Source organism: Pseudomonas sp. Pseusp49, from assembly GCF_059491875.1.
In genome coordinates, this window is the sequence record NZ_CP168514.1 from 105,935 (window position 1) to 124,407 (window position 18,473).

Annotated in this window: 11 protein-coding genes; 6 read left to right on the forward strand and 5 right to left on the reverse strand. The window is 58.2% G+C overall.

Annotated elements, in window-relative coordinates:
- Positions 1 to 87 precede the first annotated feature (87 nt).
- The 3 genes from ACEN83_RS00395 to ACEN83_RS00405 are packed head-to-tail and all read left to right on the forward strand — an operon-like array spanning position 88 to position 5,299.
- Positions 88 to 1,191, forward strand: a complete 1,104-nt coding sequence (locus tag ACEN83_RS00395; protein WP_495579209.1) for an efflux RND transporter periplasmic adaptor subunit — start codon at positions 88 to 90, stop codon at positions 1,189 to 1,191.
- A complete protein-coding gene (locus tag ACEN83_RS00400; protein WP_495579210.1) occupies positions 1,188 to 2,252 on the forward strand; it encodes an efflux RND transporter periplasmic adaptor subunit in 1,065 nt (354 codons plus the stop codon). The genes ACEN83_RS00395 and ACEN83_RS00400 overlap by 4 nt, the downstream gene beginning before the upstream one ends.
- Entirely contained in the window at positions 2,249 to 5,299 is a 3,051-nt protein-coding gene (locus ACEN83_RS00405) for an efflux RND transporter permease subunit (RefSeq protein ID WP_495579211.1), read from the forward strand. The genes ACEN83_RS00400 and ACEN83_RS00405 overlap by 4 nt, the downstream gene beginning before the upstream one ends.
- Positions 5,300 to 5,374: 75 nt before the next feature.
- Here the strand turns inward: ACEN83_RS00405 and ACEN83_RS00410 are convergent, their stop codons facing one another.
- Together ACEN83_RS00410 and ACEN83_RS00415 are read right to left on the reverse strand one after the other, a co-directional pair.
- Positions 5,375 to 6,004: a class I SAM-dependent methyltransferase gene (locus tag ACEN83_RS00410; RefSeq protein ID WP_495579212.1), complete on the reverse strand. Its 630-nt coding sequence runs from the start codon at positions 6,002 to 6,004 to the stop codon at positions 5,375 to 5,377.
- A gap of 135 nt (positions 6,005 to 6,139) precedes the next feature.
- Positions 6,140 to 6,481, reverse strand: a complete 342-nt coding sequence (locus tag ACEN83_RS00415) for a DUF6124 family protein (protein ID WP_495579213.1) — start codon at positions 6,479 to 6,481, stop codon at positions 6,140 to 6,142.
- A gap of 531 nt (positions 6,482 to 7,012) precedes the next feature.
- Between ACEN83_RS00415 and ACEN83_RS00420 the strand changes: the two genes are divergently transcribed.
- The 3 genes from ACEN83_RS00420 (at position 7,013) to ACEN83_RS00430 (ending at position 15,742) form a co-directional block, all read left to right on the forward strand.
- Entirely contained in the window at positions 7,013 to 9,778 is a 2,766-nt protein-coding gene (locus tag ACEN83_RS00420; protein WP_495579214.1) for an RHS repeat domain-containing protein, read from the forward strand.
- 284 nt (positions 9,779 to 10,062) lie between these two features.
- Positions 10,063 to 12,705 carry an RHS repeat domain-containing protein gene (locus tag ACEN83_RS00425; RefSeq protein WP_495579215.1) on the forward strand — a complete coding sequence of 881 codons (2,643 nt, stop codon included), beginning with the start codon at positions 10,063 to 10,065 and terminating at the stop codon, positions 12,703 to 12,705.
- 268 nt (positions 12,706 to 12,973) lie between these two features.
- Positions 12,974 to 15,742 carry an RHS repeat domain-containing protein gene (locus ACEN83_RS00430; RefSeq protein WP_495579216.1) on the forward strand — a complete coding sequence of 923 codons (2,769 nt, stop codon included), beginning with the start codon at positions 12,974 to 12,976 and terminating at the stop codon, positions 15,740 to 15,742.
- Between the two features lie 97 nt (positions 15,743 to 15,839).
- Here the strand turns inward: ACEN83_RS00430 and ACEN83_RS00435 are convergent, their stop codons facing one another.
- The 3 genes from ACEN83_RS00435 to ACEN83_RS00445 are packed head-to-tail and all read right to left on the reverse strand — an operon-like array spanning position 15,840 to position 18,407.
- Positions 15,840 to 16,484, reverse strand: a complete 645-nt coding sequence (locus ACEN83_RS00435; protein ID WP_102701880.1) for a methionine ABC transporter permease — start codon at positions 16,482 to 16,484, stop codon at positions 15,840 to 15,842.
- Positions 16,474 to 17,595 (reverse strand): methionine ABC transporter ATP-binding protein, encoded by a 1,122-nt coding sequence (locus ACEN83_RS00440; protein WP_495579217.1) that lies wholly within the window; start codon positions 17,593 to 17,595, stop codon positions 16,474 to 16,476. Before ACEN83_RS00440 ends, ACEN83_RS00435 begins: the two co-directional genes overlap by 11 nt.
- 2 nt (positions 17,596 to 17,597) lie before the next feature.
- On the reverse strand, positions 17,598 to 18,407 hold the full coding sequence (locus ACEN83_RS00445; protein ID WP_493725430.1) for a MetQ/NlpA family ABC transporter substrate-binding protein: 810 nt from the start codon (positions 18,405 to 18,407) through the stop codon (positions 17,598 to 17,600).
- Positions 18,408 to 18,473 lie beyond the last annotated feature (66 nt).

The window sequence follows — 18,473 nt, forward strand, 5'->3', positions numbered from 1 at the left end:
TTTTTCTTCATAAGACGCTCGTGCAAGGTTGCGATCCTGTTCTAAGCTCTCTGTCGTGCTGTACATGAAAAAGGCCAAGGAGTTTGCATGGTGGTTCCCGGATTCAAAGTAGTCATGGCCTTGAGTGTCGTCACCCTGCTGACGGCTTGCGACCAGAAAAAACCCGTGCAGGAATTCCTGCCACGGGTGTTCGTGCAAGTCGTCAAGCCGGCGGATTACGCGGCCCCGGTTACCCTCACGGGTGATATTCAGGCACGGATACAGACGGAGCTGTCTTTCCGTGTGGGAGGCAAGATCATCCAGCGTTCGGTTGACGTCGGCGATCGAGTGAACGCCAAGCAAGTGCTGGCCCGGCTCGACCCCAAGGACTTGCAGAGCAACGTCGACTCGGCCCAGGCCCAAGTGGCCGCCGAACAGGCGCGGGTGAAGCAGAACGCGGCGGCATTCGTACGCCAGCAAAAACTCCTGCCCAAGGGTTATACCAGCCAGAGTGAATATGACTCGGCCCAGGCCGCCTTGAACAGCAGCCAGAGCGCCCTGAGTGCCGCCCAGGCGCAGTTGGCCAATGCCAAGGATCAGTTGAGCTATACGGCGCTGATCGCCGATGCGCCCGGGATCATTACCGAGCGCCAGGCGGAGGTCGGCCAGGTGGTTCAGGCGACGATGCCGATCTTCAGCCTGGCCCGTGACGGCGACCGCGATGCGGTGTTCAACGTTTATGAATCCCTGCTCGCCGAGAAACCCAGCGATGACACCATTGTCCTGAGCCTGCTCGACAACCCGGCGATCAAAACCACCGGCACCGTGCGCGAAATCACCCCGGCGGTGTCGGCGCAATCCGGTACCGTGCAGGTCAAGGTCGGCCTCAACAGTCTGCCCGACGGCATGCAATTGGGTTCGGTGGTGAGTGCCACGGCCAAGGGATCGGGCAAGTCGGTCATCGAGTTGCCGTGGTCGGCGCTGACCAAAAACATCAGTGAACCCGCTGTGTGGATTGTCGACGACAAGGGCAAGGCCCAGTTGCATTCGGTCACTGTCGGCCGCTACCTGACCGGCAAGGTCATCATCAGCGGCGGGTTGAAAGACGGCGACAAAGTCATCATCGCGGGCGGGCAACTCTTGCACCCTGACATGGAAGTCGAGATTGCCGAAAACACTTACAAGGATCTGACGTGGGGAGCCAAGCCATGAAGCCTTTATGGGCGTTGTCCATCGGGCTGGTGCTGAGCGCCTGTTCCAAAAGCGAACCACCGCCAGTACCGGTACGACCGGTGTTGTCGATCAAGGTCCAGACCTTGAACGAAGAAGACCTGGGCCGCTTCGCCGGCAGCATCCAGGCGCGTTATGAAAGCAATACCGGCTTCCGTGTGGGCGGGCGGATCGCCAGCCGTAACGTCGATGTCGGCACCGAGGTGGAAAAGGGGACACTGCTCGCCACCCTCGATCCTTCCGATCAGCAGAACCAATTGCGTTCGGCCCAGGGCGACCTGGCGAAGATCCAGGCGCAACTGATCAATGCCAAGGCCAGTGCCCAGCGTCAACAAGCCCTGTTCGATCGCGGGGTCGGCGCACAAGCGCAACTCGACGCGGCCAACACGGACCTGAAAACCACCCAGGCCTCCCTCGATCAGGCCCGGGCGGCCCTCAGCCAGAGCAAAGACCAATTGGGCTACACCGAACTGCGTGCCGACCATAAAGCCGTGGTCACCGCGTGGAGCGCCGAGGCCGGGCAAGTGGTGACGGCGGGTCAGCAAGTGGTGACCCTGGCGCAACCGGACATCAAGGAAGCGGTGATCGACTTGCCCGATACCCTCGTTGACCAGTTGCCCAGCGATGTGGTGTTTCAGGTCACAGCACAACTGGATCCGAGCATCAACACCACCGCCATCATCCGTGAAATCGAACCCCAGGCCCAAAGCGCGACACGCACCCGTCGCGCCCGCCTGACCCTGACCGAAACGCCACAGGGCTTCCGCTTGGGCACGGCCATCAGCGTCACCCTGAGCTCGGCGGTCAAGCCGCGCATCGAGTTGCCGGTCACCGCGCTGCAGGAGGTCGATGGCAAGCCGCGCATCTGGGTGATCGATGCACAGACTAAAACCGTCTCCCCCCGTGACATCACCGTGATCAGCCGCACCGACAGCACCGTGGTGCTGGCCGGCGGCGTGAAGAACGGCGAGCGGGTGGTCAGTGCCGGTGTTAACAGCCTCAAACCGGGGCAGCAAGTGAAAATCGACGAGGACAGTCAATGAAAGGGCCTTTCAACCTCTCGGAATGGGCCCTCAAGCATCAGTCGTTCATCTGGTATCTGATGTTCGTCGCGTTGCTGATGGGTGTGTTCTCGTATTTCAACCTGGGGCGCGAAGAAGACCCGTCGTTCACCATCAAAACCATGGTGATCCAGAGCAAATGGCCGGGGGCGACCCAGGAGGAAACCCTCAAGCAGATCACCGACAGGATCGAGAAAAAGCTCGAAGAGCTCGACTCCCTCGACTACGTGAAAAGCTACACGCGCCCCGGCGAATCGACGGTGTACGTGTACCTGCGCGACACCACCAGTGCCAAGGACATCCCGGAAATCTGGTACCAGGTGCGCAAGAAGATCAACGACATCAGATACCAGTTCCCGCAGGGCATACAGGGGCCGTCGTTCAACGACGAGTTCGGTGACGTCTTCGGGTCGATCTACGCCTTCACCGCCGACGGCCTGACCCTGCGTCAGTTGCGCGACTACGTGGAACAGGCGCGCATGGAGATTCGCGGTGTGCCGGGCCTGGGCAAGATCGAAATGGTCGGCCAGCAGGACGAAGTGCTGTACCTGAACTTCTCCACGCGCAAACTCGCCGCGCTGGGCATCGATGAACGTCAGGTGGTGCAGAGCCTGCAATCCCAGAACGCCGTGACCCCGGCGGGTGTCATCGAGGCCGGGCCGGAGCGGATTTCGGTGCGCACGTCAGGCAAGTTCGCCTCGGAAAAAGACCTGGCCGAGGTCAACCTCAAGCTCAACGACCGTTACTATCGTCTGGCCGATATTGCCGAAATCAGCCGCGGCTACGTCGATCCGGCCTCGCCGGAATTCCGTTTCAACGGCAAACCGGCCATCGGCCTGGCGATTGCCATGCAGAAGGGTGGCAACGTCCAGGCGTTCGGCAAGGCCTTGCACGCCCGTATTGACGAGTTGACCGCCGACTTGCCGGTGGGCGTCGGCATTTACAACGTGTCCGACCAGGCCGTGGTGGTCGAAGAGGCCGTCGGCGGCTTTACCAGCGCGCTGTTCGAGGCGGTGGTGATCGTGCTGCTGGTCAGCTTCGTCAGCCTTGGTGTGCGCGCCGGCCTGGTGGTGGCCTGCTCGATCCCGCTGGTGCTGGCGATGGTGTTTGTATTCATGGAGTACAGCGGCATCACCATGCAGCGGATTTCCCTCGGTGCACTGATCATCGCCCTCGGCCTGCTGGTGGACGATGCGATGATCACCGTGGAGATGATGGTCACGCGCCTGGAATTGGGCGAGACCAAGGAGCAGGCAGCAACCTTCGCCTACACCTCCACGGCGTTCCCGATGCTCACCGGTACGCTGGTGACGGTGGCGGGGTTCGTGCCGATCGGCTTGAACGCCAGCTCGGCCGGTGAATACACCTACACCCTGTTTGCGGTGATCGCCTGTGCGATGCTGGTGTCGTGGGTGGTGGCGGTTCTGTTTGCGCCGGTGATCGGCGTGCACATTCTCAGCACCAAGGTGAAACCCCATGAAGGCGAACCCGGGCGCATCGGCAAGGCGTTCAACGGCGGGCTGCTGTGGTGCATGCGCAATCGCTGGTGGGCCATCGGCATTACGGTGCTGTGTTTTGTGCTGGCGCTGTTTTGCATGCGCTTCGTGCAGAACCAGTTCTTCCCGTCTTCGGACCGCCCGGAAATCCTGGTGGACCTGAACCTGCCGCAAAACGCCTCGATCGACGAAACCCGCCGGGCTGTCGATCGCCTCGAAGCCACGCTCAAGGACGATCCGGACATCGAGCGCTGGAGCACTTACATCGGGCAGGGCGCCATCCGCTTCTATCTGCCACTGGACCAGCAACTGCAGAACCCCTTCTACGCACAGTTGGTGATCGTCAGCAAAGGCCATACCCGTGAGGCCATGATGCACAAGCTTCGCGAGCGCTTGCGCAACGACTTCGTCGGCATCGGCAGTTATGTCCAGGCACTGGAAATGGGCCCGCCGGTAGGGCGTCCGATCCAGTACCGGATCAGCGGCAAGGACATCGACCAGGTGCGCCGACATGCCATCGACCTGGCCACGGAGCTGGACAAGAACCCGCACATCGGCGAGATCATCTACGACTGGAACGAACCGGGCAAAGTGCTGCGCATCGACATTGCCCAGGACAAGGCGCGGCAGTTGGGGCTGTCTTCCGAGGATGTGGCCAACCTGATGAACGGCATCGTCAGCGGCCAGTCGGTGACCCAGGTCGATGACGACATTTACCTGATCAACGTGGTCGGTCGTGCGGTGGATTCCGAGCGTGGAACGCCGGAAACCCTGCAGAACCTGCAAATCGTCACGCCGAACGGCACGTCGATTCCGCTGCTGGCGTTCGCCACGGTGCGCTACGAACTGGAGCAACCGCTGGTGTGGCGTCGCGACCGCCTGCCGACCATCACCATCAAGGCGGCGATCCGCGACGAGATCCAGCCGACAGACCTGGTGAAAATCCTCAAGCCGTCCATCGACGCGTTCGCAGCCAAACTGCCGGCGGGCTACAAGGTCGCCACCGGTGGTACGGTGGAGGAAAGCGGCAAGGCCCAGGGCCCGATTGCCAAGGTTGTGCCGCTGATGCTGTTCCTGATGGCGACCTTCCTGATGATCCAGCTGCACAGCGTGCAGAAGCTGTTCCTGGTGGCCAGCGTCGCGCCGCTGGGGCTGATCGGCGTGGTGATCGCGCTGGTGCCGACAGGCACGCCCATGGGCTTCGTGGCAATCCTCGGGATTCTGGCGTTGATCGGTATCATTATCCGTAACTCGGTGATCCTGGTGACCCAGATCGAGGAGTACGAGCAGAAGGGTTATGCGCCGTGGGATGCGGTGGTACAGGCCACAGAGCATCGACGTCGGCCGATCCTGCTGACCGCGGCGGCGGCGAGCATGGGGATGATCCCGATTGCCCGGGAAGTGTTCTGGGGGCCGATGGCTTACGCGATGATCGGCGGGATCGTCATCGCCACCTTGCTGACGCTGCTGTTTTTGCCGGCGCTGTATGTGGCCTGGTACAAGATTCGCGAGCCGAAGAAAGAGGTGCAATAAAGTCAAAAGATCGCAGCCTGCGGCAGCTCCTACACCGTTGCCCCTGTAGGAGCTGCCGCAGGCTGCGATCTTTTGCTATTCAACGCGGCGCCAGACACTCGCCAACCAAGGCTGCTGCTCCCGCGGCAGCCCGGCCGGCCGGTAGTAATGCTCAAGCTCCTCAAACCCCGCCTCGGTCAACAATTGCTGCCAGGCCGCCAGGTCGTGATACGACCCATAACGTGGCCCGTTCCAGCCTTCCTGATTCTCGCCCCGGGGATTGGAACTGAACAACACCCCACCCGGTTTCAGCGTTCCCCACAACTGCTTCAACACCCGTGGCAACTCCTGACGCGGAACATGAAACAGCACCGCATTGGCAAAGATCCCGTCGAAACGCTCGGCCGGCAGATCAAGCTTCAGGAAGTCCTGTTGCCACACCTCGCAACCGCTGTCGTCTCGGGCCATCTGCGCGAATTTTTCCGAACCGTCGAGGCCGACGGCTGTGTGGCCCATGCGGGTGAAGGTTTGCAGATCACGACCGGGTCCGCAGCCAAAGTCGAGAATGTCGAAAGGCGCCTGACCCTGAATGTGCCGCAACAGGGCATCGATGTTCTGGCTGACGTCGTGATCGCGCGTCCCTTCACGGAAACTTTCGGCCACCGCGTTGTAGTGGCCCAGGGTCGTGGTGGTGATCTGTTCGAGGTCGATGGGTGTTTGCTTCATGGTCGGCTGCGCAGGAAAAAGGAGATGTGTTGACTATAAGCGCTTTCGCGCTTTGAAAGATCGCAGCCTGCGGCAGCTCCTACAGAACCTGAGCCTGACGTAAACCCTGTAGGAGCTGCCGCAGGCTGCGATCTTTTAGTCTTGCTTCATCCCCAAACACTCAATGGAGTGATCCACCATCGCCTTGGCAATCTCCAGCAAATGCCAGATCGAATACACCATCGCCCGGTCGGCCCCCTTGAGCTGGTCGCCACATTGAAACGCCGTGACCGAAGCGCAGCGCAGAAGGTCGGCGACATAGAGTTGGGTGTCTTCGAAGCTCACGTCCTTGCTGACGTTGTAGAAGCGCATTTCATCGGGTGGTGCGGGTTGCTTGCCGGTGAGGTGGAAATCGATGGCGCGGTAGAGCGCTGAGCGGTCCCTGAGTGGGTCGTCGGTGGAGGTTTCGGGGGGCGGATCGGGAACGGATTTTTTCATCGGTAAAACTCCTGATATTAGTAGGAGCCAACCGTCATCGCGACTAAACGAATAGGGGTGGCGGCTGCACACAGGTTAGTCGACCGGCCATCAGGCAATACCGGCGCACCCTAAGGTGCCCTGCGCACAGCCACCATAAAATTCAGGCAATAAAAAACACCTGAGAAAGGTGGCGCTGTGCGCCCGATGGTATCCGGGCGACTAAACCCGATCACTGATGAGCAGTGACGGACCGAGACTAGCCACGGAAATTGGCAGGCGCAAGCGAGCGAAATGATCTAGGAAATGTCCTGCAAAGGAAAGGGAACGAGCCTGCAAAATCGCTGATTTCCCTGTACGAAAACTTCCCTCCGAAGGCCAATGATGACCTTTGGCAAGTGAGCTTTTGTGGCGAGGGGGCTTGCCCCCGTTCGACTGCGCAGCAGTCCTGAAACCATTCAATGAAGTACGTCACCTGTTACTTCTTAGAGTTTCGGTCCGGCCAAAAAAGACCCAGTCTGTCCTCAGTCAAAGCGAAGGACCGTCAATACCGTGAACTCTCACCCCCACACCGCGACACCGACACTATCGGTCATCGACCCGCGCGCCCTGGCAGTGCGCAGCGTCGGTTATTGCCGTCACCCGGACAGCCCGTTGATTGATCCACGCATCACCCGGCAACGCTTCGACGCGGCGGGTCACTTGATCGAGTCGTGGGACCCGCGGTTGTGGGGCACCTCGAAGCCGAACCTGACCACGGTCTACGGCTTGAGTGATCAGCCGTTGCTGACGGACAGCGTCGACGGCGGATGGCAGTTGAGCTTGCTCGATCAGGCGGGTTCGCCCTGTTCGTTCTGGGATGCTCGCGGCAGTCAGCGCCACACCGAGTTCGACAAACAACAGCGGCCGATCACCGTCACCGAGCAGGCTGCGGGAGAGCTGCCACGCGTAGTCGAGCGCTTGACCTATGGAGATTGCGGCCCTGCTTTCGCCGAGCACAACCAATGCGGGCAGTTGATCCGTCATGACGACCCGGCCGGCAGTCAGATCTATCCCGAGTATGGAATGGCTGCAGGGGTGTTGCAGGAAGAGCGGCGCTTTCTCGCCGAGCTTGAAATCCCTGACTGGCCGCTCGAACCTGAGGCCCGCGATGGGTTGCTGGAAACCCGCCCGTTCATCACCCGCTACACCTTCAATCCCACGGGCGACCTACGGCATCAGACCGACGCCATGGGCAATCTGCGCACTTTCGGTTACGACCTCGCGGGCAAACCGGATGAGGCCTGGTTGAAAATGGCCGGGGAGGGGAAGCCGCCAAAACGATTGGTCAGCGCCATCCGCTACAACGCCCTCGATCAGGTCGAAAGTGAAACCGCTGGGAATGGCGTGGTGACCCGTGTCGAATATGCCGCGGATGACGGTCGCTTGCTCAGGTTGCAGGCCGCGCTCGGCAGTCAAAAGCCGTTGCAGGATCTGAACTATGTCTACGATCCGGTGGGCAACATCGTCGAGTTGCAAGACCTGGCCCAACCGGTGACCCATTTCAACAACCAGCGTATCGACCCGATCAACCGCTACCGCTACGACAGCCTGTATCAACTGGTCGAAGCCCAGGGCTGGGAGGTCAGCCAGCCGAGGCATGGTCCGGCACTGCCAGTACTGCTGCCTACGCCGCTGGACCCCAACCAGCGGCGTAACTACACCCAATGCTTCGAGTATGACCGGGGTGGCAACCTGATCACCCGTCAGCACAGTGGGGCGCCGTGTTTCTCGATGTTCACCTCGGGGCTGAGCAATCGAAGCCTCGCGCAACGGGACGACGGCTCGCTGCCAGGCGAGCCTGAAATCGCTTTGGGATTCGATGCCTGCGGCAATCAACGGGAACTGCAGCGTGGTCAAGCCATGACCTGGGACCTGCGCAACCAGCTAAGTCAAGTCACCTTGGTCCAGCGTCAGACCGACCCCGACGACTACGAATGTTACCGCTACGATCGCCCCGGCCATCGTTTGCGCAAAGTGGGATTCAACCAAAGCAGTAGCCGCACCCTGCGCACCGAAGTCCGTTACCTCCCCAGTCTGGAAATCCACCGGCAGGCCGATGGCGAAGAACATCACGTCATCAGTGTCGAAGCCGGGCGCAGCAATGTGCGGGCATTGCACTGGCTCCAGGGTGAGCACAGTGACCAACTGCGTTACAGCCTCAGTGATCACCTCGGCTCCAGCACCCTGGAACTGGACGACGAAGCAGGCGTGCTGACCCGGGAACACTATTACCCCTTTGGCGGCACGGCTTGCTGGGCGGGGAAAAGTGCCTTGGTGGCCAAGTACAAGACTATTCGCTATTCGGGCAAGGAACGGGATGCGACGGGACTTTATTACTACGGTTATCGGTACTACGCACCATGGTTGCAGCGATGGGTAAGTGCAGACCCGGCGGGTCCCATTAATGGCTTGAATATTTTTCTCTTCGTTTCGAATAATCCAGTAAATTTCAAAGACGTGGATGGGAGAGTTTATGAAGGGAAAAATGATCAATATGAAAATTTTGCTTCGTCGCGGGGTGTAATTATTGCGCGAGGATTAGAACAGTTTCCATCGGATTTAGCGAATACCATCCGGGCGGGACTGAATGAAGTAGAACAGGTGTATGCTGGCGCAGTAGAGGCTGTTGGTTCAGAGTTTGTTGATCATGCGAAAATATTGCAGAGTTATTTTGGTCAAGAGTACAAAACTGTAGAAAACAAAGTGTTGGATGCATTCGTGCGAGGAAGGGAATTAGCAAAAGAGTATCAAAGGGTCGGAGGGGGAGATAAGTTTGTAGGTATTGATTTTTCCGATAAAAAAGTTAAAGTCTCGGTTGTTCGTGGTGATGGCCTTGGGCGTCTTTTTATTAATGCTGTTAATATAGAGGTAAGTACGATAGTCCGTTGGCTTGGGCATGAACTTTCGCATTTGACCAATGTAAGCGGTTTTAATGCCGCTGGGGCTGGAACAAAAGATTATTTTTACTTGCATCCAACTTCTTCGCGAACCCATTCAGAACACTTGGTGCATGGGAGACTTCCTGGGAGGTATATATTCCCGTCGGGTGCTGCTTATGATAAAGTTAGGACGAATTTTATTAGTGCGATGGCGGAATATAAAGGTCGATCCGCTTCAGTATTGGATATAAAATCTGCGGTTGAATTGTTTAATGGACGCCCAGGTGTCAGGGCAAAAATCGCATCTGAAAATGCAGATAGCATTATATTTTCAGCGATGGAGCTGAATGCTCGATTAGCCGATAGTTTGGAATTTCATAGGTTGATAAATAGCTGAGTTGGATGCGCGAAAAAATCTCACATCCGATTTTCACTGACACACCGCACTGGGGCTGCGTCGCAGCCCAGCGGGAGCAAGCTCCCTCGCCGCCACCAGCAGCCCAATCATCGTCAACATGAAAGTGCTGACAAACCACGGATATCCATTCGGCGCGATCATTGTGGGAGCGAGCCTGCTCGCGATGGCCATTTCACGGACACCGAGCTGTAACTTCTTACAGTTTCGGTCCGGCGAAAAAAGGCCCAGTCTGTCCTCAATCAAAGCGAAGGACCGTTAACGTCATGAACCCTCATGCCGCGACACCCACGCTATCGGTCATCGACCCGCGTACCCTGGCAGTGCGCAGCGTCGGTTATTGCCGCCACCCGGACAGCCCGTTGATTGATCCACGCATCACCCGGCAACGCTTCGACACGGCAGGGCGTTTGGCCGAGTCCTGGGACCCGCGATTGTGGGTCACTTCGAAGCCGAACCTGACCACGGTCTACGGCTTGAGTGGTCAGCCGCTGCTGACAGACAGCGTCGATGGCGGATGGCAACTGAGTTTGCCAGATCACGCGGGTTCGCCCTGTTCATTCTGGGGTGCGCGCGGGAGCCAGCGCCACACCGAGTTCGACAAACAACAGCGGCCGTTCACCGTCACCGAACAGGCTTTGGGAGAGCTGCCATGCGTAGTGGAGCGCTTGACCTATGGAGATTCCAGTCCTGCTTTCGCCGAGCACAACCAGTGCGGGCAGTTGATCCGTCATGACGATCCGGCCGGCAGTCAGATCTATCCCGAGTATGGAATGGCCGCTGCGGTGTTGCGCGAAGAGCGGCGCTTTCTCGCCGAGCTTGAAATTCCTGATTGGCCTCTCGAGCCTGATGCCCGGGACGAGCTTCTGGAACCCCAATCGTTCATCACCTGCCACACCTTCAATCCCACGGACGAGCTACGGCATCAGACCGACGCCATGGGCAATCTCCGCACTTTCGGTTACAACCTCGCGGGCAAACCGGATGAGGTCTGGTTGCAAATGGCTGACTCTGGAAAACCGTCGCAACGCTTGGTCAGCGACATCCGTTACAACGCCCAGGATCAGGTCGAACGGGAAACCGCCGGCAATGGTGTGCTGAACCACGTCGAGTACGCGGCCGATGACGGCCGGTTGATCCGGCTGACGGCGGCGTTGGGGAACCAGCAGCCCTTGCAAGATCTGAACTATGTCTACGACCCTGTGGGTAACATCGTTGAACTGCAAGACCTGTCCCAACCAGTGACCCATTTCAACAACCAGCGTATCGACCCTATCAACCGCTACCGCTACGACAGCCTGTACCAACTGGTCGAAGCCCGGGGGTGGGAAGTCAGCACGCCGAGCCACGGCCCGACGCTGCCGGCGCTGTTGCCCACACCGCTGGACCCCAACCAGCGGCGCAATTACACCCAACGCTTCGAATACGACCGGGGCGGCAACCTGATCACCCGTCAGCACAGCGGCACACCGGGTTTCTCGATGTTCACCTCGGCGCTGAGTAACCGCAGTCTGGCGCAACGTGGCGATGGTTCGCTGCCGGGAGAGGGTGATTTTGCATTGGGTTTCGATGCCTGCGGAAACCAATTGGAGCTGCAACGCGGACTGGCCATGGTCTGGGGCATCCGCAATCAGCTGGACCGGGTGACCTTGGTCAAGCGAGAAAGCGAACCTGACGACTACGAGTGTTATGTCTACGACCGTCCTGGCCATCGCTTGCGCAAAGTGCATTTCAGTCAAACCAGTCACCGGACCCTTCGTGCTGAAGTCCGTTACCTGCCCGGCCTTGAAATCCATCACGAGACCAGCGGCGAAGAGCGACATGTCATCAGCGTCGAAGCGGGCCGTAGCAACGTACGGGCACTGCATTGGCCCGAAGGTGGTCATGATGGCCAACTGCGCTACAGCCTCAGCGATCATCTGGGTTCCGGTACTTTGGAACTGGACGACGAGGCGGGCGTGCTGACCCGGGAACACTATTACCCCTTTGGTGGCACGGCGTGCTGGGCGGGGAAAAGTGCGCTGGTGGCGAAGTACAAGACTATTCGGTACTCGGGAAAAGAACTGGATGTGACGGGGCTTTATTACTACGGGTATCGCTATTACGCACCGTGGTTGCAGCGGTGGTTAAGCTCGGATCCGGCTGGGGACGTCGCGGGATCAAATCGATATCAGATGGTAAAAAATAACCCTGTAGTCTTTTATGATAGCGAGGGATTAATCAATGAATCTATTGTTAATAGATGGGAGCTGGATTATCAGGATTTTGTAGAGAAGAGATTGGAAGCACGGCTGAATGTTACAGGTGAGGATGGTGCTCGCTATGAATTTGTTTCGTCTGCTTTAAAGCATGATCTTAGTTCCATTGAGAGCGGGAGGGCCAACTCAAAAATTTCCAATGACGAGTTTTATAATCTCTATACCAAGGATGAGTGGAACTTTATTCGTAATAAGCGGCCCTCCAAGGCGAAAGAGTACTATGCGGCCGATGTGGTTAAGTATCAGTACTCAGCAGTGTCGAAGCATAATGGATTTTTTGGTCATCTGCCTTCTGTTATCAGGCGTGCTGCTGTAACGAATGAAAACACTATAAAGCTTACGGAAAATTTGAAGAATGGGTCGAAGGAGATGATGGATGTATTTCTTGATAAAACTGAAAATGGTAAATCTACGAAAAGAATTGTTGATGTATTTGGAATGACTCCTTGGAAAGTTGAGCGAATTGACCAGCCTGCGATTGTCATTCTAGGCAAAGCATATCCATCACAACCCGATTTTTTAGTACATGTGAAACCTGCTGCCGGGTTACGCCGGTCAAGTGTTTGGCTGGAGCTTGAGAGCTTTAGAGCTTCGAAAAGTGAAGCCAGATCTCTAAATAGTAGTGGAGTGAGACGGCGTAGCTCACTTTAGGCGTGGGCTGATTTGCCAGTCATTCTCCAGCCAAGAGTCATTGCTGTCTCCTCGGTAAAACGCTGATTTCCCTTTATGAAAACTTCCTTCCAAAAGCCAATGATGAACTGTGGCGAGGGGGCTTGTTGGACTGCCGCCCCGCCCCGTTGGGTCGCGAAGCGGCCCTAAAACCATTCAATGAAGTACGTCACCTGTTACTTCTTAGAGTTTCGGTTCGGCGAAAAAAGACCCAGTCTGTCCTCAGTCAAAGCGAAGGACCGTCAATACCGTGAACCCTCACCTCCACACCGCGACACCGATGCTATCGGTCATCGACCCGCGCGCCCTGGCAGTGCGCAGCGTCGGTTATTGCCGTCACCCGGACAGCCCGTTGATTGATCCGCGCATTACCCGACAACGCTTCGACGCGGCAGGGCGTTTGGCCGAGTCCTGGGACCCGCGGTTGTGGGGCACCTCGAAGCCGAACCTGACCACGGTCTACGGCTTGAGTGGTCAGCCGTTGCTGACAGACAGCGTCGATGGCGGATGGCAGTTGAGCTTGCTCGATCAGGCGGGTTCGCCCTGTTCGTTCTGGGATGCGCGCGGTAGTCAGCGGCACATTGAATATGACCCTCAGCGGCGTCCTCTCGCGGTGGTGGAGCAGGCGGTAGGAGAGACTGCGCGCGTGGTCGAGCGCTTGACCTACGGAGATTCCGGTCCTGGTTTGGCCGAGCACAACCAGTGCGGGCAGTTGATCCGGCATGACGATCCGGCCGGTGTTCAAACCTTCCCCGCCTATGGGCTTGGCGGCGCCGTGTTGGTGGAAGATCGACGCTTTCTCGCTGATCTGGACACACCTGATTGGCCCTTGGACATCGAAGAACGCGAGACATGGCTGGAAGCTCAATCGTTCATCACCCGCCACACCTTCAATCCCGGTGGTGAGCTTCAGCGACAAATCGATGCGATGGGTAACGTTCGCACCTTTGGCTTCAACGTGGCCGGCAAATTGAGTGGGGCCTGGTTGCAAATGGCTGACTCTGGAAAACCGCCGAATCGCCTGGTCAGCGCCATCCGCTACAACGCCCAGGATCAGGTCGAAAGCGAAACCGCCGGCAATGGTGTGTTGACCCACGCCGAGTACGCGGCCGATGACGGCCGGTTGAACCGGCTGACGGCGGCGGTCGGCAACCAGCCCCCCTTGCAGGACCTGAACTACCTCTACGACGCGGCGGGCAACATCGTCGAGCTGCAAGACCTGGCCCAACCGGTGACCCATTTCAACAACCAGCGCATCGACCCGATCAACCGCTATCGCTACGACAGCCTGTATCAACTGGTCGAAGCCCGAGGCTGGGAGGTCAGCCAGCCGAGCCATGGCCCGGCCCTGCCAGTACTGCTGCCTACGCCGCTGGACCCCAACCAGCGGCGTAATTACACGCAACGCTTCGAGTACGACCGAGGCGGGAATTTGATCACTCGCCAGCACAGTGATACGCCGAGGTTTTCGATGTTCACCTCGGCGCTGAGTGATCGAAGCCTCGCGCAACGCGGCGACGGTTCCCTGCCGGGAGAGGGTGATATTGCATTGGGTTTCGATGCCTGTGGCAATCAACGGGAGCTGCAGCGCGGCCAAGCCATGGACTGGGATATCCGTAATCAGTTGAGCCGCGTCACGCTGGTCCAACGCGAAACCGAGCCCGACGACTACGAAAGCTACCGCTACGACCGCCCTGGCCATCGCTTGCGCAAAGTGGGATTCACCCAAAGCAGCGGTCGCACCCTGCGCACCGAGGTCCGTTACCTCCCCAATCTGGAAATCCATCGCCAGGCCGATGGTGAAGAACATCACGTCATCAGTGTCGAAGCCGGGCGCAGCAATGTGCGGGCATTGCATTGGCCCGCGGGTGCTCACGACGATCAACTGCGCTACGGCCTCAGCGATCACCTCGGCTCCAGCACCCTGGAACTTGACCATGAGGCAGGCGTGCTGACCCGGGAACACTATTACCCCTTTGGCGGCACGGCGTGCTGGGCGGGGAAAAGTGCGTTGGTGGCGCAGTACAAAACCATTCGGTATTCAGGTAAGGAGCGGGATGCGACCGGGCTTTACTACTACGGGTATCGCTATTATGCGCCGTGGTTACAACGCTGGATAAGTGCGGATCCCGCAGGGCCAGTAAATGGTCTGAATTTATATGGGTTTGTCTCCAATGGTGCAATATCAAGAAAAGATATTGATGGGCGAGTCTATGAAGGGAAGGATGATGAAGTCGAACACCGAGTTAAGTCGTTAGGCTACAACATGAGCGACCGCGGAATTTCCGGATTTTCGGAAGAGGAGCGAACAACCGTTATTGACGCGCTTTCGATAACCGAAAAGATATTTGGTAATGCTTTTGGGATGGCGCAAAAAGCGCCAGCTATTGCCAAGCAGGTCGTTACAAAAATGACAGGTGACGATGGCATTCATTTCGATCGTGTCGTTAGCGCATGGGGAAAAATTGCTGAATTGGCTAAGTTTTATCAGACTTCGGCAGGGCTGGATAAGCTCGTTAGGGTCGATAATCCATTCAATTCAAATGTTTTTGGCTTGGTTGTGAGTGGCGACACTCATGGACGCATTTTTGTTCAGGGGAACAAACTCAAAAAAGATGCTGTGTTTGGTTTTTTCTTGGCTCATGAAATTAGTCATATTGGTGCTGTGTCTGGATTTTCTGTTGAGGGCCCTTTAACTAAAGATTATCTATATTTAACGAAGGACCATAAGCAGCAAGCCAGTTCCGCGAATGAAATCGCACTGGGAAAATTAAGTGCGGATAGTTTTAAGTCATGGCCAAAAGAGACAGAACTTAATTTTGTGAGGAGGGTCATTGAGTTGGCGGGAGGAAAGCATGAGTTGGTCGGGGCGGTGGCGGTATTCAATAGCCAACCAAAGGTACGCTCTGAGATGCTTTCGAATACCGCCGATGTGGTTGCACGTTCGGCCTACGTGTTGAACGATGTTTTCAGGCAGGCCATGGCTAAACGTAAAGCAAACACGCCCATCGGCTCGTAAGTGGGGGCGCTGGTAAACCCGCCACCCACTCATGGTCGTCGGCGTACCATACCCAAAATATCGATAGATAGGTCCGTTGCGATTTTTTGATTTTTGCTTAACGCTTGTTCAACCCCCGAGCCAACCGATCCCCACCCAACTGAATCACCGCCACCAACGCCACCAGTAACACAATCACCGTCAACATGATCTGGCTATCAAACCGCTGATACCCATACCGATAGGCAATATCCCCCAACCCGCCCGCGCCAATCGCCCCGGCCATGGCCGAGGAGTTGATCATCGTCACCAGCGTAATCGTGAACCCGCCGACAATCCCCGGCAGCGCCTCAGGCAGCAACACATGCCAGACGATGTGCCAGCGCCGGCAGCCCATGGCTTGCGCCGCTTCGATCAACCCATGATCGACCTCACGCAAACTGACTTCGGCAATGCGCGCAAAGAACGGCGTGGCTGCGATGGTCAACGGCACCACGGCCGCCCAGACGCCATAAGTGGTGCCGACGATGAGCCGGGTGAATGGAATCAACGCCACCATCAAAATCAGGAATGGAACCGAGCGAAACAGGTTCACGAACGCACCCAACACGCGGTTCAGCGCCGGTGCTTCGTAGATGCCACCCTTGGAGCTGGTGACCAGGATCACCGCCAGCGGAATGCCCGCCAACAGCGCGATGAGCGACGACACGCCGACCATCAGGAACGTGTCGATAAAGCCCTGCAGCAAGCGATCAAACCACATAACCCAGCACCTCCACCTGTTGCGCCCAATGGTTGGCGCGTTGACGCAATTCTTCGGCACCGAGGGGTGAGCCCGTCACCGCCAGCAGCAGTTGCCCAAGTGCATGGCCCTGGATCCGTTCCACGCGGCCTTGCAGCAATCGCACGCGGCCACCGAGGGCACTGAAGAGTGCCGCCAGGTCCGGCTCGTCGCGTTGGTTGCCGGTGAACTGCAAGCGCAGGACCACGGCTGCATCCGGGGCGTTCGATTGCGGCTGCAGACGGCTTTGCAGCTCCTCCGGCAATGCGTGTTGCAAGGGCGCCAGCAGTGTCTTGCTGACCTCATGCTGTGGATTGCCGAAGACTTCCCACACCGGCCCTTGCTCGACGATGCGCCCGTGTTCGAGGACGACTACGCGATCACAGATCTCGCGGATCACCGCCATCTCGTGGGTGATCAGCACAATGGTCAGGCCCAGGCGTTGATTGATCTCGCGCAGCAGGCCGAGGATCGATTGTGTGGTCTCCGGGTCCAGTGCTGAGGTGGCTTCGTCGCACAGCAGGATTTGCGGGTCATGCACCAGCGCCCGGGCAATGCCCACGCGCTGTTTCTGCCCGCCGGACAACTGCGCCGGGTAAGCCTTGTGTTTGGCCTGCAAACCGACCAGTTCCAGCAGCTCACGGACTTTCTGATCGCGTTGTTCCTTGGGCACGCCGGCGACTTTCAGCGGCAGCTCGACGTTCTGCCAAACGGTCTTGGCCGACATCAGGTTGAAGTGCTGGAAGATCATGCCGATGCGCCGACGCAGCGCCACCAGGCGGTCTTCGTCGAATTCGCCGATGTCGACCTGATCGATCAGTACCCGACCGCTGCTTGGTTGCTCCAGGCGGTTGATGGTGCGAATCAGCGACGACTTGCCGGCGCCGCTGCGGCCGATGATGCCGAACACCTCGCCGCGCTGGATCGCCAGGTCGATGCCGTGCAACGCGGCCACCGGGCCTTGCTGGCCGTTGTAGGTTTTGCCCAGACCGATGAAGCGCACATGAGCATGGTTGAGTTCGGGATGCAGCTCGGTGCGCTCGGCGCTGTGCGGCTCTGGAGTCTCCAGTCGCCGTTGGATGGCGGCGGTCATGCTCAGCTTTCCCAACCGGCTTGGTAGAGCTTGCCGTGAGCCTTATCCAGTGCGGCGCGCACCGCGGGTGAGTGCTGGTAGATGTCGACGAACTTGATCAGGCGCGGGTCGGTTTTGCTCTTCGGCTGGATCACGAATTGAATCACGTACTCCTTGTGATCGAGGCCGTCGAATAGCAACGCAGAGCCCGCATCGAAGGTTTTCGACAAGCGAATGTAGGCCGGGTAGCCCTGCACCAGATCGGCATCGTCATAGGCGCGTACCAGTTGCACGGCTTCGACCTGGAGGATCTTGATGTTCTTCGGGTTGGCGATGATGTCTTCTTCGGTGGCCTTGTAGCCGACGCCGGGCTTGAGGGTGATCAGGCCGGCCTTGGCCAGCAGTTGCAAGCCTCGACCGCTGTTGATCGGGTCGTTGGCGATGGCCACGCTGGCGCCTTGCGGCAGTTCGTCGAAGCTTTTGTATTTCTTCGAATAGAGGCCAACGTTGTTGATGATCCCCGGCGCGAACGGCACCAGGTCGAAACCCGAGGCGGCCTTGGCGTTTTCCAGGAACGGGATGTGCTGGAAGTAGTTCACGTCGATGTCGCCGGCGGCGAGGCTGACGTTCGGCGCGATCCAGTCGGTGAACTCCACCAGCTCGACTTTCAGGCCTTGTCTGGAAGCCTCTTCGACGGCGGCTTCAAGGGGAATGGCGAACGCAGCGGTGGTGCCGATTTTCAGCGGCGCGTCGGCGGCGAAAACCGCAGAGCTGAACAGGCCGAGGGCCAGGGCCAGTGCTTTGACTGGGTGGGAGAGGGAGTGCTTTTTCATGATGAGTAATCCAGTCAGTGCATAAGGTTTGTGTTGTTTGGTCGGGCCTCATCGCTGGCAAGCCAG